General features: G+C 73.4%; 22 protein-coding genes and 1 riboswitch. Of the genes, 8 read left to right on the forward strand and 14 right to left on the reverse strand.

Translation table 11 applies throughout. From position 1 onward, the window contains the following. Positions 1-8: 8 nt before the first annotated feature. From ACFUJY_RS12990 to ACFUJY_RS13000, 3 genes are read right to left on the reverse strand one after another with little or no spacing between them, the layout of a single operon-like run. Positions 9-623 (reverse strand): hypothetical protein, encoded by a 615-nt coding sequence (locus ACFUJY_RS12990; protein ID WP_383298140.1) that lies wholly within the window; start codon positions 621-623, stop codon positions 9-11. Beyond that, complete coding sequence (locus tag ACFUJY_RS12995) at positions 620-946, reverse strand: hypothetical protein (protein WP_383298142.1); 327 nt, start codon at positions 944-946, stop codon at positions 620-622. Before ACFUJY_RS12995 ends, ACFUJY_RS12990 begins: the two co-directional genes overlap by 4 nt. Then, complete coding sequence (locus tag ACFUJY_RS13000) at positions 930-6,125, reverse strand: caspase family protein (protein ID WP_383298144.1); 5,196 nt, start codon at positions 6,123-6,125, stop codon at positions 930-932. The genes ACFUJY_RS12995 and ACFUJY_RS13000 overlap by 17 nt, the downstream gene beginning before the upstream one ends. Before the next feature lie 146 nt (positions 6,126-6,271). Here ACFUJY_RS13000 and ACFUJY_RS13005 point away from each other — a divergent pair, with 146 nt between their 5' ends. From ACFUJY_RS13005 to ACFUJY_RS13025, 5 genes are all read left to right on the forward strand, one after another. Beyond that, on the forward strand, positions 6,272-7,279 hold the full coding sequence (locus ACFUJY_RS13005) for a DEDDh family exonuclease (RefSeq protein WP_383298145.1): 1,008 nt from the start codon (positions 6,272-6,274) through the stop codon (positions 7,277-7,279). 63 nt (positions 7,280-7,342) lie between these two features. Beyond that, positions 7,343-7,576 carry a hypothetical protein gene (locus tag ACFUJY_RS13010; protein WP_026171732.1) on the forward strand — a complete coding sequence of 78 codons (234 nt, stop codon included), beginning with the start codon at positions 7,343-7,345 and terminating at the stop codon, positions 7,574-7,576. Between the two features lie 71 nt (positions 7,577-7,647). Continuing rightward, positions 7,648-8,454, forward strand: coding sequence for an SURF1 family protein (locus ACFUJY_RS13015; protein WP_383298147.1), 807 nt, complete (start codon positions 7,648-7,650; stop codon positions 8,452-8,454). 62 nt (positions 8,455-8,516) lie between these two features. Further along, on the forward strand, positions 8,517-10,343 hold the full coding sequence (locus ACFUJY_RS13020) for a glycoside hydrolase family 15 protein (protein WP_383298149.1): 1,827 nt from the start codon (positions 8,517-8,519) through the stop codon (positions 10,341-10,343). Positions 10,344-10,347: 4 nt separating this feature from the next. Beyond that, a complete protein-coding gene (locus ACFUJY_RS13025) occupies positions 10,348-11,103 on the forward strand; it encodes an SDR family oxidoreductase (RefSeq protein WP_383298151.1) in 756 nt (251 codons plus the stop codon). A gap of 46 nt (positions 11,104-11,149) precedes the next feature. Here ACFUJY_RS13025 and amaP read toward each other — a convergent pair whose 3' ends face one another. From amaP to ACFUJY_RS13050, 5 genes are read right to left on the reverse strand one after another with little or no spacing between them, the layout of a single operon-like run. Next, the gene (gene amaP, locus ACFUJY_RS13030) at positions 11,150-11,737 is read right to left on the reverse strand and encodes an alkaline shock response membrane anchor protein AmaP (RefSeq protein ID WP_383298153.1); all 588 of its coding nucleotides are present in this window, start codon (positions 11,735-11,737) and stop codon (positions 11,150-11,152) included. Continuing rightward, positions 11,734-12,420 (reverse strand): DUF6286 domain-containing protein, encoded by a 687-nt coding sequence (locus ACFUJY_RS13035; RefSeq protein WP_383298154.1) that lies wholly within the window; start codon positions 12,418-12,420, stop codon positions 11,734-11,736. Before ACFUJY_RS13035 ends, amaP begins: the two co-directional genes overlap by 4 nt. Beyond that, the gene (locus ACFUJY_RS13040; RefSeq protein ID WP_383298156.1) at positions 12,417-12,779 is read right to left on the reverse strand and encodes an Asp23/Gls24 family envelope stress response protein; all 363 of its coding nucleotides are present in this window, start codon (positions 12,777-12,779) and stop codon (positions 12,417-12,419) included. Before ACFUJY_RS13040 ends, ACFUJY_RS13035 begins: the two co-directional genes overlap by 4 nt. Further along, positions 12,776-12,967, reverse strand: coding sequence for a hypothetical protein (locus ACFUJY_RS13045; protein WP_383298158.1), 192 nt, complete (start codon positions 12,965-12,967; stop codon positions 12,776-12,778). The genes ACFUJY_RS13040 and ACFUJY_RS13045 overlap by 4 nt, the downstream gene beginning before the upstream one ends. 33 nt (positions 12,968-13,000) lie before the next feature. Beyond that, positions 13,001-13,483 carry an Asp23/Gls24 family envelope stress response protein gene (locus ACFUJY_RS13050; protein ID WP_383298160.1) on the reverse strand — a complete coding sequence of 161 codons (483 nt, stop codon included), beginning with the start codon at positions 13,481-13,483 and terminating at the stop codon, positions 13,001-13,003. 93 nt (positions 13,484-13,576) lie between these two features. Here ACFUJY_RS13050 and ACFUJY_RS13055 point away from each other — a divergent pair, with 93 nt between their 5' ends. After that, positions 13,577-14,287 (forward strand): hypothetical protein, encoded by a 711-nt coding sequence (locus ACFUJY_RS13055; protein ID WP_383298162.1) that lies wholly within the window; start codon positions 13,577-13,579, stop codon positions 14,285-14,287. A 61-nt stretch (positions 14,288-14,348) separates the two neighbouring features. On the opposite strand, the gene ACFUJY_RS13060 is transcribed toward ACFUJY_RS13055, so the two are convergent. The 6 genes from ACFUJY_RS13060 to ACFUJY_RS13085 all read right to left on the reverse strand — a co-directional run bounded on the left by ACFUJY_RS13060 (position 14,349) and on the right by ACFUJY_RS13085 (position 21,013). Next, positions 14,349-15,140, reverse strand: coding sequence for an enoyl-CoA hydratase/isomerase family protein (locus ACFUJY_RS13060; RefSeq protein WP_383298164.1), 792 nt, complete (start codon positions 15,138-15,140; stop codon positions 14,349-14,351). Positions 15,141-15,292: 152 nt separating this feature from the next. Continuing rightward, positions 15,293-15,514: a helix-turn-helix domain-containing protein gene (locus tag ACFUJY_RS13065; protein ID WP_018518904.1), complete on the reverse strand. Its 222-nt coding sequence runs from the start codon at positions 15,512-15,514 to the stop codon at positions 15,293-15,295. A 318-nt stretch (positions 15,515-15,832) separates the two neighbouring features. After that, positions 15,833-17,431 (reverse strand): ABC-F family ATP-binding cassette domain-containing protein, encoded by a 1,599-nt coding sequence (locus ACFUJY_RS13070; RefSeq protein ID WP_383298166.1) that lies wholly within the window; start codon positions 17,429-17,431, stop codon positions 15,833-15,835. A 170-nt stretch (positions 17,432-17,601) separates the two neighbouring features. Beyond that, a complete protein-coding gene (locus tag ACFUJY_RS13075) occupies positions 17,602-18,906 on the reverse strand; it encodes a hypothetical protein (RefSeq protein ID WP_383298630.1) in 1,305 nt (434 codons plus the stop codon). A gap of 184 nt (positions 18,907-19,090) precedes the next feature. Continuing rightward, positions 19,091-20,218: an alpha/beta hydrolase gene (locus tag ACFUJY_RS13080; protein WP_383298168.1), complete on the reverse strand. Its 1,128-nt coding sequence runs from the start codon at positions 20,216-20,218 to the stop codon at positions 19,091-19,093. A 117-nt stretch (positions 20,219-20,335) separates the two neighbouring features. Then, complete coding sequence (locus tag ACFUJY_RS13085; protein ID WP_383298169.1) at positions 20,336-21,013, reverse strand: class II aldolase/adducin family protein; 678 nt, start codon at positions 21,011-21,013, stop codon at positions 20,336-20,338. Between the two features lie 141 nt (positions 21,014-21,154). On the opposite strand from ACFUJY_RS13085, the gene ACFUJY_RS13090 reads away from it, so the two are divergent. After that, a complete protein-coding gene (locus ACFUJY_RS13090; protein ID WP_383298171.1) occupies positions 21,155-22,426 on the forward strand; it encodes an anion permease in 1,272 nt (423 codons plus the stop codon). Positions 22,427-22,458: 32 nt separating this feature from the next. After that, the gene (locus ACFUJY_RS13095; protein WP_383298173.1) at positions 22,459-22,692 is read left to right on the forward strand and encodes a hypothetical protein; all 234 of its coding nucleotides are present in this window, start codon (positions 22,459-22,461) and stop codon (positions 22,690-22,692) included. 145 nt (positions 22,693-22,837) lie between these two features. Further along, a riboswitch (cobalamin riboswitch) is annotated at positions 22,838-22,967 on the forward strand. Positions 22,968-23,079 lie beyond the last annotated feature (112 nt).

Here is a 23,079-nt window from a genome sequence, read left to right on the forward strand (position 1 = left end):
CGCCGCGCTCAGCACCGCGCGGCCGGGGCCAGCGCGCGGACGTTGCGGGCCGGAACGCGGCGCAGAGCCTTGCGGCCGGGCACCTTGAGGGTCACCGCCTCGCGGTCGCTGAGGACGAGCTCGCCGCAGGTGGTGCCGGTGGCCGTGGAGACGACGACGAGCGGGCCCGCCGGCTTCGGCGCCGCCGCCTTCTCGGCCGGGACGACCCAGGTGACCGCGATGGCCGCGACGACCGCGGTCAGTCCGGCGACCGAGCAGCGGCGCGCGGAGGCCAGCACGTCCTGGATGCCCTCGACCTCGTCGAGGACGGCGGACAGCAGCGCGTCCCCGGTCAGCCAGGTGCCCGCCCCGAGGCGTCCGTGCGCGGCGCGCACCGCGAGCAGGGCGCCCCGCAGGAGCAGCAGGAAGGCCAGGACGAGCAGGCCGGCGGTGAGCAGGCGCCAGGCCGGGGTGAGGCCCGCGACGCTCTCCGGTCCCTTGAGGACGAAGACGACTCCGACGAGCCCGGTCAGCGCCGTGAGCCCGTTGCGCCAGCCCTCGGCCTGCCGGCGTACGGCGGTGAGCTGTTCGAGTTGCAGCTGCTGGCCGAGCTGGGCGAACCGCTTCCTGGTCAGGTCCGTCACGGCACCGGCACGTCCCAGAAGGCGCCGCAGCCGGAGTCCGGGGACTCGGCGGGCCGGTCGGGGTGCGGGTAGCCGCACTGGCAGTAGACCGGAATGCTCCCCGACAGCTTCTCCGGGGTCCTGCGGCGGCCGAGCAGCCTGCCCTTGCCCTTGTACGGGCCGAGCACCCCGTACGACACCCGGAAGACGCTGCTCGCGTGGCAGTTCGGGCAGTCGCTCGTCACGACGTACCAGCGACCGTCGGCGGAGCGCGTGGCGGCCGGGGTTCCGACGGGGGCGAGCTGCTGTTCGCGGAACGGGGTCAAATCATGCGCGGGCGGCATCTGCCTTCCTCTCGTACGGCGCGTCGTCGTGGTACGACCGCGCGGGCGGCGTGGGGGCGGGGGCGTCGGGGTACGTCTCCGGTACGTCGAGGCCGAACACGTCCGCGTACAGCCGCAGCCGTTCCACGACCCGGTCCGTGGTCCACTCCAGCTCCCGCGCGCTGACGGCGATCCGCTCGCCGGACACCGGGCCGGCCAACGCGGGGGCCCGGCCGGTGTACTCCTCGGTGAGCAGGATCAGGTCCTGCCACAACGGGATGCCGGAGAAGTCGGGCCGCTCGGTGAGGAGTTCGACGCCGAAGGGCCGGTAGAGGGCGAGCCGGTCCCAGGCCCGGTCCATCGGCCAGCCGAAGCGAGCGGCGACCCGCAGCAGGTCGAGCGGCCCCACGGGCCGGTCTCCGGCGAGGTCGTCCTCGAACATCGCGGTGTCGTGCGGGGTGGGGCGCCACCGGGCCCATTCGGCGTCGGCCATGTCGTCGCGGGGCTGCCAGGGGCTGCCGAGGGGGGCGAAGCGGCTGAGCGCCTTGACGCTGTCGCCGAGGGTGGTGCCCTTACTGCGGGCGTGCCGCACGAGTTGGGCGGCACCGGGGCGGGGCAGCCATCGCGCGCCGTCCACCGCCCACTCGCACGACGCCTCGGCCTCGGCCGACGTCACCGAGAGCCCGGCGAGCTCGCCGGGGAGCGGCGCGAAGTCGGGGCCCATGCCCAGGAGCGGGGCGAGTTGAGCGAGCGCCGTGTGGACCGCGCCGAGGGTACGCCGGCTTCCGGCGGCTGCCAGCAGGGCATAGACAGAGTCCAGACGGGTGGGCCCGTTGGGCCTGCTGAGCCACTCCAGCCCCCAGGACCAGGGCATGAGCAGGGGCATGTCCTCCTGAGGGGCGGCGAGCCAGCGCTCCGCGAGCCCGGGGGCCCGGCCGTCCACCAGCCCGGCGTCCGCCAGGCCGCTCAGGGCCTCGACGATGTCGGCCGGGGCGGCCTGGGAGGAGCGTGCGGTTACGGCGATCTCGGCGAGGGGCGCCAGATAGTCACCGGCGACGTCACGCTCGTCGTCGCGGTCGACGTATACCTCGAGTCTGTCCCGCGACATGGACGGATCGGCCAGCAGGAGGCCCTGCAACTTCGTGAAGCGGGCATTCTTCAGCCCGTCGGTCTGGGCTACGGAGATGTCCCACTCTTCGAAGAAGTCGACGAATCGGGCGCGCACCTCCTCCACCGTCGTGTCCATCCGAGCCGCGGCCACGGCCCAGTGCCGCCGGGAAGGGCTGCGCCTCGACCAGAAACGCCGCCCGAACGCCTTCTCCACCTCCTCGAGTTCCTGAGTCACGTCGCCCCTTCGCCTGTGCTCGACCATGTCGTCCTCCACCGAGAGGCCGAGCCAGGCGTAACGGCGGACCACCCGTTCGTACTCCTGCCGGGAGGGTGGTTTGTTCAGCACAGGCCTGCCTCGGCCTGTGCTGAACACGGGATGCAGGGACAACAGTTGCACATCGCGCTCGGTGGCCACCGTGTCGTCGCCGGCCGGGACCGCGTCGAGGTCGTACTCGAACGGCACCAGCGGGAAGCCGAGTCGGGTGAAGCGTTGGGCCCGCCCCAGCGCCGCCCGCCAGGGCAGCCCGATCCCGGCGGAGAAGCGGCGGAGCACGAAAAGCAGCGAATGCCGCCAGGACTCGGCTTCCTCCCAGTTCGCCCCCCACATCCTGAGCAGCGACGTGCCGAGGGCCCCCAGGCCCCCAAGTAGTTCCCGATCCACCGGGTCCAACTGCATCGCGTGCGCGGCGTCCAGGTCAGCGACGGCCGGGACGTCGATTCCGGCAATGGCGTAGCGACGCAGCCTCCGGAGTAGTTCCCCCAGGGTGACGGACGGCTCCCATTCCTGAGGCACCACGGCTTCTTCAAGTTGCATGCGGCTCCCGTACTCAGCCGCGATCGCGCGTACCTCCCAGGGCATCGGCTGCGGATATCCCTCCAGGGACTCCGGTGCCGGCGCGTCCGCCCAGGGTTCGGCCACGGGGATCCGCACGTCGCGCAGGGCGGCCACCCGCCAGGCCAGCACCCCGGAGGCGGTCGCCGTGAGCCGGCCGTACCGGGAAATGGGCGAGGTGGCTCCCTCGTGCAGTACGACATCGGCGGGGAAACAGCCGAGCAGGCGCAGGCGAACGCCCTCTCCTCCTGCCCAGCCCGTCGTGCTGGGCAGCACGGCGTCCGCATCGAGAAGCCTGGCGACCAGCGGCCGCGCGCCCGAGCCGTGGTCGTGCGCGAAGTCCCACAGCCATTCCACCGTGAACCAAGGCGGCAGGTCCATCCGCTCGGCGAGGGTGCGAATGCGCTCCGCCACCCAGCCCTTGTCGTATTCGAGGATGGTCGTCCTGCTGGTGTTCAGGTCCGGCGAGTGGGTTTCCCGGAGGTCTACGACGCAGCCGAAGGACACGTTGTCCAGCCTCCGTGAGAGGGAACGGAACGACTCCCCGGACCTCAGCTCCTGACCGTCTTCCGGCGTCCAGATCCCGTCCACGAGCCGGCAGCCCGGCCCCGGCACCCACCACACATCCCGGTCCGCCCGCACCGGGCTGACGCGGTCGCCGTCGTAGTAGAGGACATCCGCCTCCCACTCCTTCATCACCGCGCCGTCCTTCTCGACGCGCATCGCGTAGTCGCACCGCCACACATACTTCGCCAGCTCGTCGGCGGCCTCAAGGGCGTCGTCGTTGATGTAGAGCCGCACCCGTGTACCGCCGCCCGGCTGGGAGACGTCGCTCTCCCTGATACGGAACAGGCTCCCGCTCGACGCGATGTCCACCCGCAGCCCGCGCCCGGACTCGGGGCGGCCGAACTCGTCCGTGACCCGGGTCCAGATGCTGATCTCGTCGGCCAGCATGAAGTAGCTGAACACACCGATGCCGAAACGGCTGTTCGCGAAGATCCGGAGGTCCTTGTCGACGGCCCGCCAGCGCGCCTGCTCCCTGCGGTACTCGCGGGACTGCTCGAAGCGGCGCCCGGCCCGCGCGAACGTGCCGCGCAGGGCGTTCTGGCTCATGCCGACGCCGTTGTCCTCGCACTCCACATAGGCGCGGCCCTCCTCGTCCACGCCCTGGCGGAAGACGATCTCGCCCTCCCACTGCTGGCGCATGCCTTCCTTCAGCTCGCCGTAGCGCACCCGGGCGCCTCGGTAGCGGCAGGCGTCCAGGGCGTTCTGGTACAGCTCGCGCAGGGCCAGCGTGCGGTCCCCGTAGAGCTGGGAGCCCATGAGGAGTTCGCGCATCTCGTCCTCGGCGAGACTGAACCGCATGAGCGGGAGCCCGTACGCCTCGCCGTGCCCGTCCGCGTTGTACCGGGGGCGTAGCCTGCGGCACGTGACGCGTTCGGGGAGGTGGGCGAGGGGCCCGGCGGAGCCCGCGGAGCCGAGGTGCTGCTTGATGTGCTGGACGGCGTCGTCCGCCCACCCGGTCAGCGTCTCCAGCGCGGCGTGGACCGCCGGGTGCGGGCAGGGCAGGTCGAGGTCGATGCCGGTGCCGAGCGGGCCGCGGGACCAGCGCAGTTCCTGGACGCCGGTGACGGCCTGGGCGGGCACGAGGCCGTCCGTGACGCCGATGTTGTCGACCAGGACGCCCGGCATGTCCCGCAGGTCACCGCCGAGCAGCCCGGCGAGCCCGATGAGCCAGGACAGCTCCCTGGCCCGCCACCGCTCGACGGGTCCGGTGCGCGGGGTGATGTCCGAGGGGCGCTGCGCTTCGTCGGCGGCCTCGCGCTCGCCCGCGTCCGGCTGGGTGGGCGGGACGGCGGTCTGCCGGCAGACCCGGATCAGGCCGTCCAGGGTCTCCGCGAACCGGGCGGACTCCTCGCTGCCGAGCATCGCGGCGGCCAGCGGGCGCAGCAGGCCCGGCGCGTAGACGTCCCACAGATCCTCGCGGCCCATGACGTGACGGTGCAGCAGCCAGGCGGCGACGGCGCCCGCCTCCTCGGCGGTCCCCCGTCCGGCGAGTTCGCGGCCCTTGCGCCAGATCAGCGGATGGGCGGCGTACGTGTGCTCCAGGTCGATGCGCGCCGCGTCGGCGCCGAGCTCCCCGGTGGCCGGGTCGAGCCGGAGGGGTTCGGCTGCGGCGGCCTCCTTCACGCCCATCGCGTAGACGGCCTCGCGGACGAAGGGGGCGGCCATGAGGACGGCGAACTCACAGGGGTCCAGGAGGGGGCCGCCCTGGGTGACGGACGGGGCGAGGAGCGCCCGCAGCCCGGCCGTGAGCACGCGTACGGGGTAGTTGTCGTCGGCCCAGGGGTCGGTGACCGCGGCCAGGGCGGCGGCCCGCCACTTGGCGCACTCCAGGACCAGTTGCCGCAGGGCGTGCTGGAGCTCGCGCCGGCGGTCGTCGTCGCACTGGACGGCGGCCCACAGCTCGGGATCGCCGACGGCCACGGACCACTCCTCCTGGAGGGTCCGCCCGGCGCAGAGTTCGACGTCGTCGATGGCGCCGGGGCCGCTCGGCGCGTACTGCGGGGCGGGCCGCTGTTCGTGCTGGGCGGCGCGGGCGAACTCCGTGGTCCTCCGGACGGTGTGGGTGATCACCTCGCCCACGGTGCGCGGGGAGCTGTCGGAGGCGAGTGCCTCCGCGAGCGCCCGGGTGAAGTGGCTGCCCTCGTGGTCGTCGGAGCCGCAGGTCTGGCCGGCCGCGCAGCCGAAGAGGACGGCGACCCGGTCGCGCCAGGAGGGGAAGTTGGTGGCAGGACCGCCGAAGGAGGCCTCCGCGTCGGGCTGGACGTCGCGGCAGGCGTCGACGGTGAGCAGCACGGTGCCGGCCCGGCAGCCTCTGAGCAGGGTCGTCAGGTCGAGGCCGATCAAGCCGGCGACGTCGACGTGCGGTGGATCGGTCGACCAGTTGAGCTGGGCCTCGGAGGGGACGAGGTAGTCGGAGCCGTCCACGGAGAGCCCGTGTCCGGTGAAGTGGATCAGAACGGTGCCGCCTTCGGGAGCCGTGCAGCAGACGCGGCTGATGGCGCTGATGATCCGGGACCGGAGCGCCGGGCGGTCGGCGGTGAGCCCCAGCGTCTCGACGGTGTACCCGGAGGACCGCAGCGCCGAGTCCAGCAACTCCGTGTCCTTGACCACCGCTTGGGTCAGGTCCGGGAAATGGTCACTCAGTTCGTACTGCGGCACCGCGATGATCAGTGCCTGCCTGCTGTCCCCCACGGCCTTCGTCGCCTCCCCCTCGGGCCCGTCCGGTAGCGGATCAGCCTGCCACAGACGGGCCGCGGGACGGACGGGTTCGGCGGCGTCCGGTCGCGAGCCGGGTGGACGGTCGAATAGGGGACTGTCCGACACGGCCCGTATTCTCTGTGACCATGCTCGACGACCCGCAGACCGCAGCACCATGGCCGGCCGCCTACCCGCAGGGGTACGCGGTCGTCGACGTGGAGACCACCGGGCTCGCCCGGGACGACCGGATAGTGTCCGCTGCCGTCTACCGTCTGGACGCGCGGGGCGAGGTCGAGGACCACTGGTACACGCTGGTCAATCCGGAGCGCGACCCGGGCCCCGTCTGGATTCACGGGCTGACGAGCGATGTGCTGGAGGGGGCGCCGCTCTTCCCGGAGATCGCCGCCGAGCTGTCCGAACGGCTCGCGGACCGGGTGCTCGTCGCGCACAACGCCGCGTTCGACTGGTCGATGCTGGCGCGGGAGTACGCGCGCGCCTCGGTCACCGCGCCGGTCCGGCAGCGGCTGTGCACCATCGCGCTCGCCAAAGAGCTCCGGCTGCCGCTGCCCAACCACAAGCTGGCGTCCCTCGCGGAGCACTTCGGCGTGGTCCAGCAGCACGCGCACCACGCGCTGGACGACGCGCGGGTGCTGGCGGAGGCGTTCCGGCCGAGCCTGCACGCGGCGGCGCGGGGCGGGGTGCGGCTGCCGCTGCTGGAGTGCCGGCCGCTGACCGAGTGGTCGCACTCGCCGGTGGCCCCGCGGTCCGGCTCCTCTCCCTCGTACGGGGGGCACACCACCTGGCGCGCCTCGCGCAAGCGACCGGCCTGCCCGTATCCGAATCCGGGACGGTACGAGAAGGACAAACCGCTCATGCAGGGCATGCGGGTGGCGTTCTCCGGGGACACCTCGGTCGACCGCGAACTGCTGGAGGACCGCGCGGTGGAGGCGGGACTGCACGTGGCGACCAGCGTGTCCCGGCTGACCAGCCTGCTCGTCACCAACGACCCGGACTCGGCGACGTCGAAGACGGTGAAGGCGAAGGCGTACGGCACCCCGATCCTGGACGAGAGCGCGTTCACGCATCTGCTGCGCGACGTCGCCCCGGCCGTCGCGAAGGTGCCGGGGCCCACGCCGTCATCGGAGTGAACCGGGGGCGACTCGCCGCCCGCCGGCCGCCCGTCGCCGCTTCCGCGTCCCACCCTGTGGCGCATGGCACGTTGTGAGGTCTGCGGAAACGACTACGGGATGTCCTTCGAGGTGCACGCGCAGGGCGCGGTGCACGTCTTCGACTGCTTCGCCTGCGCCATCCACCGCATGGCGCCCATCTGCGAGCACTGCCGGGTCCAGGTCATCGGCCAGGGCGTCGAGGTCGACGGGCACTGGTTCTGCGGCGGGCACTGCGCCCGCGCGGAGGGGAAGGTGGGCATCGTCGACCGGGTGTGAGGGCGCGGGGCGGCCACCCCTTCGGCCACCCCGTGCGCGGGGCACCCCGCGGCCGGTTGTACCGTCGTGGGGTGTACCGCTTCCTGATGACCCGGCAGTGGCTGATCCTCGCCCTCCTCTCGCTCGTCCTCATCCCCACGATGATCGAGCTGGGTTTCTGGCAGCTGCACCGGCACGAGCACAAGGTCGCGCAGAACGCCCTGATCTCGCGCAATCTCAAGGCGGACCCGGTCGCCGTGTCCGCGCTCACCTCCCCCGGGCACACCGTTCCGCGCGCGGACTACTGGCGCACCGTGACGGCCACCGGGACGTTCGACGAGAAGCACGAGGTCGTCGTCCGCCGCAGGACCGCCACCGACGGCTCCATCGGCGTCCATGTGCTGGTCCCGTTCGACCTCAAGGGCGGCGGCACCGTGATGGTCAACCGGGGCTGGGTCCCCTCCGCCGACGACCAGCACGCCTTCCCCGACGTGCCGGCCGCCCCGAAGGGCGAGGTGACCGTCACCGGGCGGCTCAAGGCGGACGAGACGACCGGCGCGAGCGGCATCAAGGACATCTCGGACCTTCCGGACCGTCAGGTGATGCTGATCAACAGCGCCCAGCAGGCCCGGCTGCTCGACCGGCCGGTGCTCGGCGGCTACATCGAGCTGACCGGCCCGGCGCCGGAGAACGGCTCCCCCGAGCCGATCGAGGCCCCCGACGACAGCTCCATCGGCCCGCACATGGCGTACGCCGTGCAGTGGTGGCTGTTCGCCGCCGGGGTCCCGGTGGGATTCGTGGTCCTGGCCCGGCGCGAGAAGCGCGACCGGGTCGCCGCCGCGGCGGCGGCGGCCGAGGAAGCGGCGTCCGAGCCGGAGCCCGAGCCCGCCCAGGGGTGAGACCCGCCTCTTCCGGCACGCAGTCTGCTTAACGGGGGCCGGGTTCGGGAAGACGCCTGAACGTGACCCCACGCATCGAGGACTACGCCCTCATCGGCGATCTCCAGACCGCGGCCCTGGTCGGCAGAAACGGTTCTGTCGACTGGTTGTGCCTGCCCCGCTTCGACTCGGGCGCCTGCTTCGCCGCCCTGCTCGGCGACGAGGACAACGGCCACTGGCGGATCGCGCCGAAGGGCGCGGACACCTGCACCCGGCGCGGCTACGCGGGCGAGTCCCTCGTCCTGGAGACGTACTGGGAGACGCGCACCGGCACCGTCAAGGTGATCGACTTCATGCCGCAGCGCGACAAGGAGCCGGACGTGATGCGGATCGTCGAGGGGGTCAGCGGCACCGTCGAGATGTCGTCGGTGATCCGGCTGCGCTTCGACTTCGGGTCCATCGTGCCGTGGATGCGCCGCTCGGACGGCCACCGGGTCGCCGTCGCCGGCCCGGACTCCGCCTGGCTGCGCAGCGAACCGCAGGTCAAGACGTGGGGCCAGCAGTTCTCCACCTGTTCGTCCTTCACCGTCTCCGAGGGCGAGAAGGTGGCCTTCGTGCTGACCTGGCACCCCTCGCACTCGCCCCGGCCCAAGCTCGTCGACCCGTACCAGGCGCTGGAGAACTCCCTTGCCGACTGGACCGAGTGGTCCGCCCGCTGCGCGTACGAGGGGCCGTACCGGGACGCCGTGATCCGCTCGCTGATCACCCTCAAGGCGCTGACCTTCGGCCCGACCGGCGGCATCGTGGCGGCCCCGACCACCTCGCTCCCGGAGGAGATCGGCGGCGTACGGAACTGGGACTACCGATTCTGCTGGCTGCGGGACTCCACGCTCACCCTCGGCGCGCTGATCTCGGCCGGCTATCTGGAGGAGGCCGCCGCCTGGCGGGACTGGCTGCTGCGCGCGGTCGCCGGGGACCCGGCCGACCTCCAGATCATGTACGGGCTGGCCGGCGAGCGCAGACTGCCCGAGTCCGAGCTGCCGTGGCTGCGCGGCTACGAGAACTCCGCCCCGGTCCGGATCGGCAACGCGGCGGTGCGCCAGCGCCAGCTGGACGTGTACGGGGAGGTCATCGACTCGCTCCGGCTGGCCCGTGACGCGGGCCTGGACGACAAACCGCACGCCTGGAGCCTCCAGCTCAGCCTGCTCGGGTTCCTGGAGTCCACCTGGCGCGAACCGGACGAGGGCCTGTGGGAGATCCGCGGGCAGCGGCGCCACTTCGTGCACTCCAAGGTGATGGCCTGGGTGGCGGCCGACCGGGCGGTGCGCAGCCTGGAGGACGACCCCTCGCTGGCCGGGGACGCGGACCGCTGGCGGGCGATGCGGGACGCCGTGCACCGGGAGGTGTGCGAGAAGGGCTACGACCCGGTGCGCAACACCTTCACCCAGTCGTACGGCTCCCGCGAGCTGGACGCCGCGACGCTCCTGATCGCCCGGAGCGGCTTCCTGCCGCCGGACGACCCCCGGGTGATCGGCACGGTGGACGCGGTCCGCGAGGAGCTGGGCAGCGGCGGCCTGGTGCGCCGCTACAGCACGGACGGCGGCTCGATCGACGGGCTGCCGGGCGGCGAGGGCGCGTTCCTGGCCTGCTCGTTCTGGCTGGCGGACGCCCTGCGGCTGACCGGGCGCGCCGAGGAGGCCACCGAGCTCTTCGAGCGGCTGCTCGCCCTGCGCAACGACGTGGGCCTGCTGGCCGAGGAGTACGACACGGCGGCGGGGCGCCAGCTCGGCAACTTCCCGCAGGCGTTCAGCCACATCGGCCTGGTCGGTACGGCGGTGGCGCTGGCCGGGGCGCGGCCCGCGGAGGAGCGGGCCGCCGAGGACACGGGCCCGGGCGGCACGGCAGGATAGGGCCATGGATCTTGGACTGAAGGACCGTGTGTACATCGTCACCGGAGCGACGCGCGGGCTCGGCTACGCCACCGCGCGGGCCCTGGTGGCGGACGGTGCGAAGGTGATCGTCACCGGCCGGGACGAGAAGCGCGCCCAGCGGGCCGCCGCCGATCTGGGCCCGGACGCGGTCGGTCTCGCCGCCGACAACGCCGACCCGGTGGCGGCCGAACGGCTGGTGGAGGCGGCCCAGGAGGGCCTGGGCCGGCTCGACGGCATCCTCATCAGCGTCGGCGGCCCGCCGCCGGGCGGGATCGCGGACAACACCGACGAGCAGTGGCAGGCGGCCTTCGATTCGGTGTTCCTGGGTGCGGTACGGCTGGCCAGGGCGGCCGCCGCGGCGCTCGGCGAGGGCGGGGTCATCGGCTTCGTGCTCTCCGGCTCCGTCCACGAGCCGATTCCCGGGCTGACCGTCTCCAACGGGCTGCGCCCCGGCCTGGCCGGCGTCGCCAAGTCGATGGCCGACGAGCTGGGCCCGCGCGGCATCCGGGTGGTGGGCCTGCTCCCGGCCCGGATCGACACGGACCGGGTGCGGGAGCTGGACGCGCTGTCGGGCGACGCGGAGGCCGCGCGTACCGCCAACGAGGCGAACATCCCGCTGCGCCGCTACGGCACCCCGGAGGAGTTCGGCCGCACGGCCGCGTTCCTGCTGTCCCCCGCCGCCTCGTACCTGACGGGCATCATGGTGCCGGTCGACGGCGGCCACCGGCACGGCTTCTGAGCCGTACGCGGTGATACGGGGGCGGCGGCGCCGCCCCCGTATCGCTTCAGCTCACCCGCGCCGCCCGGTGCTTGACGGCCTTGAGCCGGACCTCGGCGGGCAGCCGGGCCAGCCCGGCGGAGTCCCGGGCGTGGGCCAGCGCCTCGTCGCTCAGCCTCCCCAGCGCCTCGCCGGGCGCGGCGTGCGGCTCCATCAGCAGCCGGACCCGGGCGGCCGGGGTGGAGCGCTTGCCGGTCAGGGTGACCTGGGCGCGGGAGACCCCGTCCAGGGCGTCCGCCTCCCCGGCGAGCACGCTCTCCAGGGCCCGGCCGCGCAGCAGGGCGCCCTCGCCGTCGCCGCTGTCGACCAGCACCTCGTTCAGGCGGGAGCGGCGGAACTGCGCCAGCAGCCACCACAGGGCGAGGACCACGAGGACGGCGAGGACCGCGATCACCGTCGGCCACCACCAGCCCTCGGCGCGCCAGCGGTCCCGGTCCGCCTCGCTGAGCAGGACGTCGTTCTTGCCGTACCAGGGCCACCAGGACGGCACGGAGAGGCCCGCCGCCGCGGCGAGCACCCCGCCGCCCACGCAGAGCAGCACCAGTCCGGCCAGGGCCAGCAGTACCCGGTTGACGGTCCTGAGCACGCCGCTCACCCCTTCTTCGCCGGCCGGCGGACGTGGACCGACAGGCTCGGCTGCCTGGCGAGTCCCAGTTCCCGGATGCCTGTGGAGAGCACGGTGTCCAGGTCGGCCCGTACGTCATCGAGTTCCCGGAAGTGCGCGACGGCACGCACCTCCACCTTGCTCCGGCCCATGCGGACCCGGACCGACTGGACGCCGGCCACCTCGACGGCCCGGTCGCGCAGCACCATGGCCGCCGCCGTCCGGTCGAGCCCGGCGCGCACGTCGGTGTGTTCACGGCGCATCGGCAGCAGGTCGCGCAGCCCGGGCGTGAGCGCGAGGAGCAGCAGCCACAGGCCGAGGGCCGCCGCGACGGACGCGCCGGTCAGTACCCAGACGTCGTCGAGTTTCCGCGTCGCGAGCTCGTCCGCCAGGGTGCGGCGCCACTGCATCGCGGAGTGTCCGGCGCGGACCGCCGCCACGTCGTAGAGGAGCAGGCCGCTCGCGCCGAGGACCACCGCGGCGACGATGCCCGCGGGAATCCGGCGGGCGGACCAGAAGCGCCCCGCGCCGCCTTCGGGCCGTTCCTTGTCGGGCGCGGGGTCGTAGGCCGCGGCGGAGGCCGACTGGTCGAGCGCGAGGACACTGCCGTGTTCCCCCGCCTCGGCCTCGGCCGGTCGCCGCGTGCCGTCGTCCGGATCGTGGGGCTCGGTCATCGAATCCTCCCCTGTGCCGCCAGGCTCGCTCCGGTGGGATGCAGGCGTTCGACCTGGACGGCCACTTCGGGCACCTCCATCCCCGCCAACGCCTTTACCCGCTCGGCGACCCGCCGACGCACGGCACCGCACTGGTGGCCGATGTCAGCGGGATATCCGAGCTCCAGGCTCACCCGTACGCGGGCGGTGTCGCGGTGCACGGTGACCGTGGCGCGCGGCGACGCCGCCTCCTTCGGGGTCGCGTCGACCGCCTCCTTGGCCGCCTGCGCGGCGATCTTCGCGACCACCCGGTCGGCGATCCGCGTCTCTCCCCGTTGCCCGGCCGGGACCGGGCCGCTCGCCCCCGACACCGCCGTCACCGCCGTCGGTCGCCGCGCTCGCGACTGCGGAAGAAGTCGCCGGGTTCCAGGTCGCCGTCGAAGAAGCGGCCGGCGACGAAGCCGACCGCTCCGAGGACGGCCACCAGCACGAACGCGCCGAACCCGCCGAAGTACCCGGCGAAAGCGAGCGTCATGCCGGCCAACAGGCCGGCCACAGCCATGCTCATCGTGTGCTCCTCAACCGCTCGGGGACGCCGGGACTACTGGACGCGGGATTCTGAGTCGTCGTCATCGTCGTCCTCGTCGGGCAGCTTCACGTCGCTGACGGCGATGTTGACCTCGACGACTTCCAGGCCCGTCATGCGCTCGACGGCCGCGACGACGTTCTCCCGTACGTCGCGGGCGACGTCGGCGATCGACACGCCGTAGTCCACGACGATCTCCAGGTCGAGCGCGGTCTGGGTCTCGCCGACCTCGGCCTTGACGCCGCGGGTGACGGACTTGGAGCCGCCGGGGACCCGGTCGCGGACCGCGCCGAACGTGCGGGACAGGCCGCTGCCCATGGCGTGCACCCCGACGACGTCGCGTGCCGCCATTCCGGCGATCTTCTCGACCACTCCGTCGGCGATCGTCGTACGGCCGCGGGTGCCGGGGTCGCCTCCGCCGCGCTTGGTCAGGCTGCTGCCGCCCGAGGCGTTGCCGTCGGAGTTCTCGGGCCGGTTCCGCTGTGGGGTCTCGGTCATCGCCACTCTTCCCTTCGGGGCAGATTTGACTACTTTGCCCACATTAAGGGCGCTTGCCCCGACTCGCGCCGTGGATACGGCAGTCTGGTGGCCATGACGACGGCTGACGGCCCGCACAGGGCCCACGCGTGGACGGCCGCGGTGCGGCAACGGCTCTCGCTGGGCCGGCTGCTCCCTTTGGGCGGCCCGGCGGACGGCGCCTGGATCGCGGAGCGGGCGGCGGTCGCGGTGCTGCGCCGGGCGGTGGCGGGCCCGGGCCCCGGTCCGGTCCTCGGCGGGCTGCGGATCGCCCTGGCCAACCCGGATGCGGCGCCCGCCGCACAGGTGCCCCCGCCCCCGAGCGCGCTGCCGCCGGGCCCCCTACGAATCGAGGCGACGATGACCGCGACGGCCGACCGGCCCCTGACCGCAGCCGCGGACGCGTTGCGCGCGGCCCTTCTGTCGGCCGCCGCACGCCGGCTCGGCCTGGTGGTGTCCGAGGTGGACCTGCGGGTGACGGAACTGCTCGACCACGCACCCGAACGGGTGGCGCCGGAGCCGGTGGAGGTGCGCCCGGTGGACCCGGAGGACGCCGCGGGGCGGGCCGCCGCGTCGGTGGCCGGCGTTGCGGCGCTGACCGGGGTGCTGGGTCCGGCGGTGCGGACGGGCGAGGACCATGTGCGCGTCGAGCTGGCGACGGAGAGCGGTCACCGCGCGCTGGACGTGGCCCGCGCGGTGCGGGCGGCGGTGTCGGACGCGGCCGGGGGACGGCCGCCGGTCGCGGTGCTGGTCACTGCGGTCTCGGAGGACGGCGCGGCGGACTGAGCCTCGGTACGGATGCGGGCCGGCGGGGGCCGGTCACGGCCCCGGCCGGCCCGCCCGTACGTCAGCCGAGGGCGCTCGCCAGGTCGCGGAGGCGTCGGCCCTGCGCGGCCCGTTCGGCGGCGCGCTGCTCCTCGTAGGTGCGCGAGACGGCGCCGCCCAGCAGGGCCTTGGTCTCGATGACGGCGTCGCGCGGGGCGGCCAGCAGGGCGCCCGCCAGGTCGCGCGCGGCGCCTTCGAGCTCGGCGGCGGGCACGACGAGGTTGGCCAGGCCGGTGCGTTCCGCCTCCTCGGCGTGGACGTAGCGGCCGGTGGCGCAGATCTCCAGCGCGCGGGCGTACCCGACGAGGTGCACCAGGGGATGCGTGCCGGTGAGGTCGGGCACCAGGCCGAGGCTGGTCTCGCGCATGGCGAACTGGACGTCGTCGGCGACGATGCGCAGGTCGCAGGCGAGGGCGAGCTGGAAGCCCGCACCGATGGCGTGCCCCTGGACGGCCGCGATCGACACGATGTCGTTGCGGCGCCACCAGGTGAACGCCTCCTGGTACTCGGCGATCAGCGCGTCGAGCTCGGCCTCCGGGCCGCGCCCCATGTCGAGGAACGACGGCTCGCCGTCGAATCCCTCGGGAGTGAACGCCTGACGGTCGAGTCCGGCGGAGAACGACACGCCTTCGGCGCGCAGCACGACGACCCGCACGCTGCCGGGCAGAGCCCGTCCGGCCTCGGTCAACGCCCGCCACAGAGCGGGAGACTGGGCGTTGCGCTTCGCCGGATTGGTGAGGGTCACCGTGGCAACCGCGTCGTCGACGACGAGTCGTACGCCGTCCTGGTCGAGCACGGAGTCGAGCGAGGTCATACGGGGCCTCCGGTTCGGGTGCAGTCAGCACATCAAGCTAAGTGACTGAACAGTAACCACCGGATCGACCCTGCGGCCGACCGGGTGGGCGCACCCGGAACCAGGGACCTCCCGGGGCCGTCCCGTGACGTGCCCCGATCCGCTGCCGGCCGTCAGGCCGTCGCGGCCTTCTTGCCTCGTGTGGCGCCGCCGCGTCCGCGGAGCGTCACTCCGGATTCGCTGAGCATCCGGTGGACGAATCCGTAGGAGCGGCCCGTTTCCTCGGCCAGCGCCCGGATGCTCGCACCGGAGTCGTACTTCTTCTTCAGGTCTGCCGCGAGCTTGTCGCGCGCGGCGCCGGTCACCCGGCTGCCCTTCTTCAGAGTCTCGGCCACCCGTGCCTCCTCATGGGAAGTGCGCTCTGGACTCTCATGATCACCCCTCGGGCGCTTCCTGGCCACCCATTCGGCAAGGTCTCTGCGAGCGGATTCGCGCCCCGGGAGTGCGCCGGTGCGACCGGAATGCCTCATTCCAACAGGCCGCGCGAGGTGTCGTACGGGCGTCCTGGAAGGAACGTCCAGGTCAGGGCCCGCACGGGCCGGGGGGCGGACATGGGTGCGCCCGGCAGCTATCCGCCGGGCGCCGCGCCGGGGTACGAGACGTACTCACACAGATGACGGATCACGAGTAGGCCGAATGATCCGGTCGGGCGATCAGGCCAGCGCGACCAGGTCCCGGTAGTCCGCGCCCCACAGGTCCTCGATCCCGTCCGGGAGCAGGATGATCCGCTCGGGCTGGAGGGCCTCGACCGCGCCCTCGTCGTGCGTGACCAGGACGACCGCGCCCTTGTACGTGCGCAGCGCGCCGAGGATCTCCTCGCGGCTGGCCGGGTCCAGGTTGTTGGTGGGCTCGTCGAGCAGGAGCACGTTGGCGGAGGAGACGACCAGCGTCGCCAGGGCCAGACGGGTCTTCTCCCCACCGGAGAGCACCCCGGCCGGCTTGTCCACGTCGTCCCCGGAGAACAGGAACGAGCCGAGCGTCTTGCGGACGGCGACGAGGTCCAGGTCGGGCGCCGCGGAGCGCATGTTCTCCAGGACCGTGCGGTCCGGGTCCAGTGTCTCGTGCTCCTGGGCGTAGTAGCCCAGCTTGAGGCCGTGGCCCTCCACGACGCGGCCGGTGTCGGGCGCCTCGGCGCCGCCGAGCAGCCGCAGCAGCGTGGTCTTGCCGGCGCCGTTGAGGCCGAGGATGACGACGCGGGAGCCCTTGTCGATGGCCAGGTCGACGTCGGTGAAGATCTCCAGCGAGCCGTAGGACTTGGAGAGCCCTTCCGCCATCAGGGGCGTCTTGCCGCACGGCGACGGGTCGGGGAAGCGCAGCTTGGCGACCTTGTCGGCGACCCGGACCTCTTCGAGGCCGGACAGCAGCCGGTCGGCCCGCTTGGCCATGTTCTGCGCGGCGACCGTCTTGGTCGCCTTGGCGCGCATCTTGTCCGCCTGCGCGTTGAGGGCGGCGGCCTTCTTCTCGGCGTTCTGGCGCTCGCGCTTGCGGCGCTTCTCGTCGGCCTCGCGCTGCTGCTGGTAGAGCTTCCAGCCCATGTTGTAGACGTCGATCTGCGAGCGGTTCGCGTCGAGGTAGAAGACCTTGTTGACGACCGTCTCGACCAGCTCGACGTCGTGGGAGATCACGACGAAGCCGCCGCGGTAGGTCTTCAGGTAGTCGCGCAGCCAGACGATCGAGTCCGCGTCGAGGTGGTTGGTCGGCTCGTCCAGGAGCAGCGTGTCGGCGTCCGAGAAGAGGATGCGGGCCAGCTCGACGCGGCGGCGCTGACCGCCGGAGAGGGTGTGCAGCGGCTGGCCGAGCACGCGGTCGGGCAGGCTGAGCGCGGCGGCGATGGTGGCGGCCTCGGCCTCGGCGGCGTAACCGCCCTTGGTGAGGAACTCCGTCTCCAGGCGCTCGTACTTCTTCATCGCCTTCTCGCGGGTGGCGCCCTTGCCGTTCGCCATCCGGTCCTCGTTCTCCCGCATCTTGCGCAGGATCTCGTCCAGGCCGCGCGCGGACAGGACCCGGTCCCTGGCGAGGACGTCGAGGTCGCCGGTGCGCGGGTCCTGCGGGAGGTAGCCCACCTCACCGGAGCGGGTGATGGTGCCGGCGGCGGGGGTGCCCTCGCCCGCGAGGCACTTGGTGAGGGTGGTCTTGCCCGCGCCGTTGCGGCCGACGAGGCCGATGCGGTCGCCCTTGGCGATGCGGAAGCTGGCGGATTCGATGAGCAGACGGGCGCCGGCGCGCAGCTCGATACCGGAGGCGGTGATCACGGGGAGGTACTCCTGAGCGGAAGGAAGGGCGGAGGAACGACGGGTGGTGACGGATCGACGCCGCTACTCACGCACACGCACAAGGAGAACTGCCATGGAAACCAGTCTACTGGCGGTGTCCAACGACTTCTTCGGGGCTCCGGCCCGGGATCCTGGGCAGCGCCCCCGGGTCACGAGCCGCCCGTGTGGACCTGGAACGCCGCCTTGCGGACCGCCTTCGCCAGGGCCGGGTCCGGGTGGGCCGCGGCCAGGGCCACCAGGACCTGGACCGTACGGGGGTGGCCGACGGCCCGGATCTCGTCCAGGAGGGCCGGGACCGTGCCCTGGACCGCCGAGTCGAGGTGGCGGACCAGGAGGCCCGTCTCACCGTGGTCCGCGACCGCCGCCGCCGTGTCGACCCAGAGCCACGTGGCCTCCGCGCGGCTGAGGACCTCCTGGGCGTCCTCGGGGTCCGTGCCGTCGTACTCGGCGAGCCAGAGCAGCGCGTACGGGCGCAGCGACGGGTCGGTCAGGACGGCCCGGACCTCCGGCTCCGCGGGGGCGCCGACGACGCGCAGGGCCTCGAAGGCCAGGCCGCGCAGGAGGGCGTCCTCGCCTCGGGCGACGTCGAGGAGTTCGGCGACGGCGCTGCCGACGGGACGGGCGGCCAGCCAGGCGCGGTATTCGGCGCGGGCGGGGCCGGGGGTGAGGCGGGCGCAGCCGAGGAGCATGTCGGCGGCGGCCTGCTCGATGTTGCCGGCGGGGCTCTGGGCGGCGACGCAGATCTGTTCCAGCTTGACCCATACCGCCCAGTTGCCGAGCGGCGTCAGCGTGGCCTGGCCCGCGCCGAGGGTGAGCGCCCCGACGTCGGCCAGGCCCTCCAGGGCCCAGTCGAGCAGACGGGCGACGAGGGCCGGCGGGTGGGCCGTGGGCGCCGGTTCGGCGGGTGCCGGCAGCGGCTCGGGGCCGTACGGCACCTCGCAGCGCTCCTCGTGCAGCTCCGCGACGCGCTGCCCGAGGAGGTCGAGGAGGGCGGGCACGGTGACCGGGCCGGCCGAGAGCTGGAGCAGCGAGAGGACCTGGGGCACGGCCTCGACGGCCTCGGCGACGGCGGTGGACTCGACGCCCCGGGGCGCGGGGTGGACGAGCGACCAGGCGTCGAAGAGCGCCACCCAGCCGCGCAGCACCGCGGAGTCGTCCCGGTCCCAGGCGCGCAGCCGCCAGCCGGGCCGTGCGGTGTCGCCGTGGAGTTCGACCAGTCCGGCGAGCCGGGCCCGGTCCCAGCCGGAGCGCACCTGTGCCGGGGAGATGTCCAGCGCGGCGGCGGCGTGTTCGAGGGCGGCCGGGGGCGTGGTGCCGGGGGCCGCCCCGTCGGCCGCCCAGCGGGCGATCCGTACGGCGTCGGCGAGGACCGTCCTGGCCTGGCGGGCCAGCTCCGCCCGGGGTGGGGTGCCCTCGGGCGGGCGCGGCGCGGGCCTGGTGCGCCGGGTGGTCACAGCCCTTCGGGCGGTGGCGAGGGGTCGCGGGCGGACAAGACGCAGCCTGGAGTCGCGCGGGGTACGGGACGTCACGGGAGCAGTCTTGCCCCTGACGGCCCGAAAGCCCAAACGGAACCCGGGTCACCGGCGTTGACGGGCCCGCGCACCGGCCGGGACCAATCGGCCGAACCGGTGCATCACCTCACATCAGGGGCGTGAGGAAGCGGCGCAGGGTCTCCTCGTAGTGGGCCGGGTCGGCGTTCCACATCGCCGCATGCGGAGCGCGGTCCACGGTGTGCAGGGAGACGAGGTCGGGGCGGGCGGCGGCGAGCCGGCGGGAGTGGGTCCAGGGGGCCAGGGTGTCGTCGGGGCCGTGGAAGACGAGCGTGGGCACGTGCAGGGTCACCGGGACCGAGGTGTCCAGGAGCCCGGTGCCGTGGAGTCCGGTCTGCCCCTGGGCGGCGCGCACGGCCAGCGGCAGCAGCGCGCCGGGGACCCCGCGTGCGGCGGCGAGGCCGCGCAGGGTGTCGGTCCAGTCCAGCACCGGCGAGTCGAGGACGAGGCCGGAGATCCGGTCGCGGAGCGCGGAGCCCGCGCAGGCGTGCAGCGCCATGGACGCGCCGGTGGACCAGCCGTACAGGATGACCTGCTCGGCGCCGTTGCGGACGGCGAAGCGGATCGCCGCGTCCAGGTCGCGCCACTCGGACTCGCCGAGGTGGCCGAGCCCGTCCGGGGAGCGGGGGGCGTCCGGGTCGCCCCGGTAGGCGAGGTCGAGCACGGGCAGCTGCCGGCCGTGCAGGAAGTCCAGGACGTTGAGCGGGTGCTCGCGGGTGGCGCCGATGCCGTGCACGGTGATGACCCAGATCCGGCGGGGGGCCGGGACGTACCAGGCGGGCAGCTCGCCCAGCTCGCCGGGGATGCGCACCTCCCGGAAGGCCAGGCCGAGCGCGCTGCCGGGGTCGCCGCTGTACACCTGGGGCGTGAGCCGGACCTTGTCGCCGGGGGCCAGGACGCCGTGGTCGACGCGTTCCAGCCGGCGCACGACGGTGTCGGCGGCCTGGTGGGCGCGGTCGAGCACGGGGCCGACGACGGCGTGGACGTCCTTGCCGGTCAGCCCGTACGTGCCGGGGCGCAGCGAGGTGAGGGACCGGGTCAGGGTGATCTGCCCGGCGGCCGTCGCGTGGACGGTGAGTTCGCGGTCGGCGGGGAGCGGTCGTCCGGGCGGCGTCCTGAGGGCGACGTCGCCCGCGAACCGGCCGGCCGCGACCGCTGCCGCACCGGCGCCGATGAGTGTGGTGACGGCCGCTGCCGTCGCGGTAACCGGGCGCACCCCCACAGTGTCGGGTCCCGGGCGGCGCAATGCCAGTGGGCAGGGCCGTCCGGTGCCGCCTCGGCGCCGGCCGCCCGCGCCCCTTCGGCGTGTCCCGGCGCCGCCGCCCGTCCCCCTTCAGCGGCCTCCGGTGCCTTCCGGGCGCTGCCCGTACCCCTTCAGCGCCTCCAGGACCTCGCCGAGCTGGCCCTCGGACAGCAGGGCCGGGGTGCGGCCGGGTACGGCGCTCGCGGTGAGCCAGACGTGGCAGAGCCATTCGAGCTGGGCGGTGCGGTCGTACGCCTCGTCGAGGGTGGCGCCGTAGGTGACGGTCCCGTGGTTGGCGAGGAGGCAGCCGGTGCGGTCGCGGAGGGCGGTGAGCATGTTCGCGGCCAGTTCGGGGGTGCCGTACCGGGCGTAGGGGGCGACGCGGACCGTGCCGCCGAGCGTCGCGGCGGCGTAATGGACCGGGGGGACCTCCGCGACGAGGGTGGAGACGGCCGTGGCGTGGACCGCGTGGGTGTGCACGACGGCCCGCGCGTCGGTGTTCCGGTAGACGGCGAGGTGAAGGGGGAGTTCGCTGGTGGGGGCGAGTGTCCCGAAGGTCTGGTTGCCTTCCGGATCGACGCCGGTCAGGTCTTCGGGGCCCAGTCGGTCGTACGGCACTCCGCTGGGGGTGACCAGCACCGTGTCGCCGACCCGGAGCGACACGTTCCCGGAGGTTCCGACGACCAGTCCCTCGGCCGCCGTGCGGCGCGCCGCGGCGACGACCGCCTCCCATCCCCGGGCGATCGCCACGTGCTCTCGGTCACTCATACGAAGATCCTTTCCGGCCCCGCCCCGCGCCGCCCGGCCACCGCTCCGGGGGTCACCGCAGCGCCCTGCTCAGTTCATCTTCTGTTCACTCAAGTTGCCTACGTTCCACGTGCCAATGACGTCGAACGATTGCCTGGGTAAATGGAACACATCACGCTGCTGCTCGCGATAGTGATCGTGACAGCTCTAGTGTTCGATTTCACGAACGGTTTCCACGACACCGCCAACGCGATGGCCACGACCATCTCGACCGGCGCACTCAAACCCAAGACGGCGGTCGCGATGTCCGCCGTTCTCAATCTGGTCGGCGCGTTCCTGTCCGTGGAGGTCGCCAAGACGATCTCCGGCGGGATCGTCAACGAGGACGGCCTCAGAACCGAGGTCATCTTCGCGGCGCTCGTCGGCGCCATCCTGTGGAATCTTCTGACCTGGCTGGTCGGGCTCCCGTCCAGCTCCTCCCACGCACTGTTCGGCGGCCTCATCGGCGCCGCGGTGATGTCCGCCGGCTGGTCGTCGGTCAACGGCGGCACCGTCGTCACCAAGGTGCTGCTGCCCGCCGTCGCCGCCCCGCTCGTGGCCGGTGTGGCCGCGCTCCTGGCCACCCGGCTCACGTACCGCATCGGCGGGAAGATCCGTAACGACGCCCAGGAGAAGGCGACCGCCAAGGGCTACCGGGCGGGGCAGATCGCCTCGGCCGGGCTCGTCTCGCTCGCCCACGGCACCAACGACGCGCAGAAGACCATGGGCATCATCACCCTCGCCCTGGTCACCGGCGGCGTCCTCTCCCCCGGCTCCAACCCGCCGGTCTGGGTCATCGTCAGCGCCGGCCTGGCCATCGCGCTCGGCACGTACCTCGGCGGCTGGCGCATCATCCGCACCATGGGCAGCGGCCTGACCGAGCTGAAGCCCCCGCAGGGCTTCGCCGCCCAGACCAGCGCGGCCACCGTCATCCTGGCCTCCTCGCACCTCGGCTTCTCCCTCTCCACCACGCAGTCCTGCTCCGGGGCCGTGATGGGGGCGGGCCTCGGCCGTGCCGGGGGTGTGGTCCGCTGGTCCACCGCCACCCGGATGTTCGTCGCCTGGGGCCTGACCCTGCCGGCCGCCGGTCTGGTCGGTGCGGGAGCCGAGTTCCTGACCAAGCAGGGCACCTGGGGCGTCGTGGTCGTCGCGGTCCTCCTGGTCGCCGGCTCCGGGGCGATCTGGCTGCTCTCGCGCCGCAAGCCCGTCGGCCACGGCGATGTCGCGCCCGGCACCGAGGACGCGGCCCCGGCCGAGCCCGCGGGTGTCGTCACCCAGGCCATCGCGGCCGTGAGCCCGCCGCCCACCGCGGCCCAGGCCGCCGACCTCGCCGCCACCATTCCGGCGCCCGCCGGTCCCGTCGCCGCCGATCCGGCCCGACCCGCCACGGTCTGACAGACCCCGGTACTCCGGTAAGGACACCCCGTATGAACATCGACTGGGCAGCTCTGGGCACCGTCTTCGGCGTCTCCCTCGTCACCACCGTCGCCCTGGTGGGCCTCTTCACGCTCGGCATCGTCGGCCTCTCCAAGCAGCCGGAACCGGCCGCCGAGGGCGGTCCGGCGGGCTCGTCGGTCCTGCTGGCGCGCGCCGGCGCGTACGTCTGCTTCGGGCTGTGCGCGGCGGCGGTCGCGTACGGCATCTATCTGATCGTCGCCTGACGCACCACCTCTCCCCCGGGCCGGACGCACCTCGGGTGCGTCCGGCCCGGTGTGCGTCCGCCCACACCGCACCGCCGCAGGTCAACGGCGAGTTGACGGGCGTTCGCGGGGCGTGGTGGACTGCCGGAGCCATTACGGCGACAGCAGAGGAAGCCGGTGCGAATCCGGCGCGGTCCCGCCACTGTCACCGGGGAGCGGTCCCCCACCGCACGTCACGGCCCGCGCGAGCGGGCTGGAAGACCGGGGAACCCGCCGATCCGGAAGCCAGGAGACTCTCGTCGCCGTCACGTCGAACCAGGGCGCGGACCCTGAGTGAGGACATATCGCCATGCCCGGCTGCCGTGCGACCTTCTCCCCACCTCATCTGTCCGCGGCCTCGGGTACGGC

Source organism: Streptomyces sp. NPDC057249, from assembly GCF_042669245.1.
Taxonomy (GTDB): domain Bacteria; phylum Actinomycetota; class Actinomycetes; order Streptomycetales; family Streptomycetaceae; genus Streptomyces.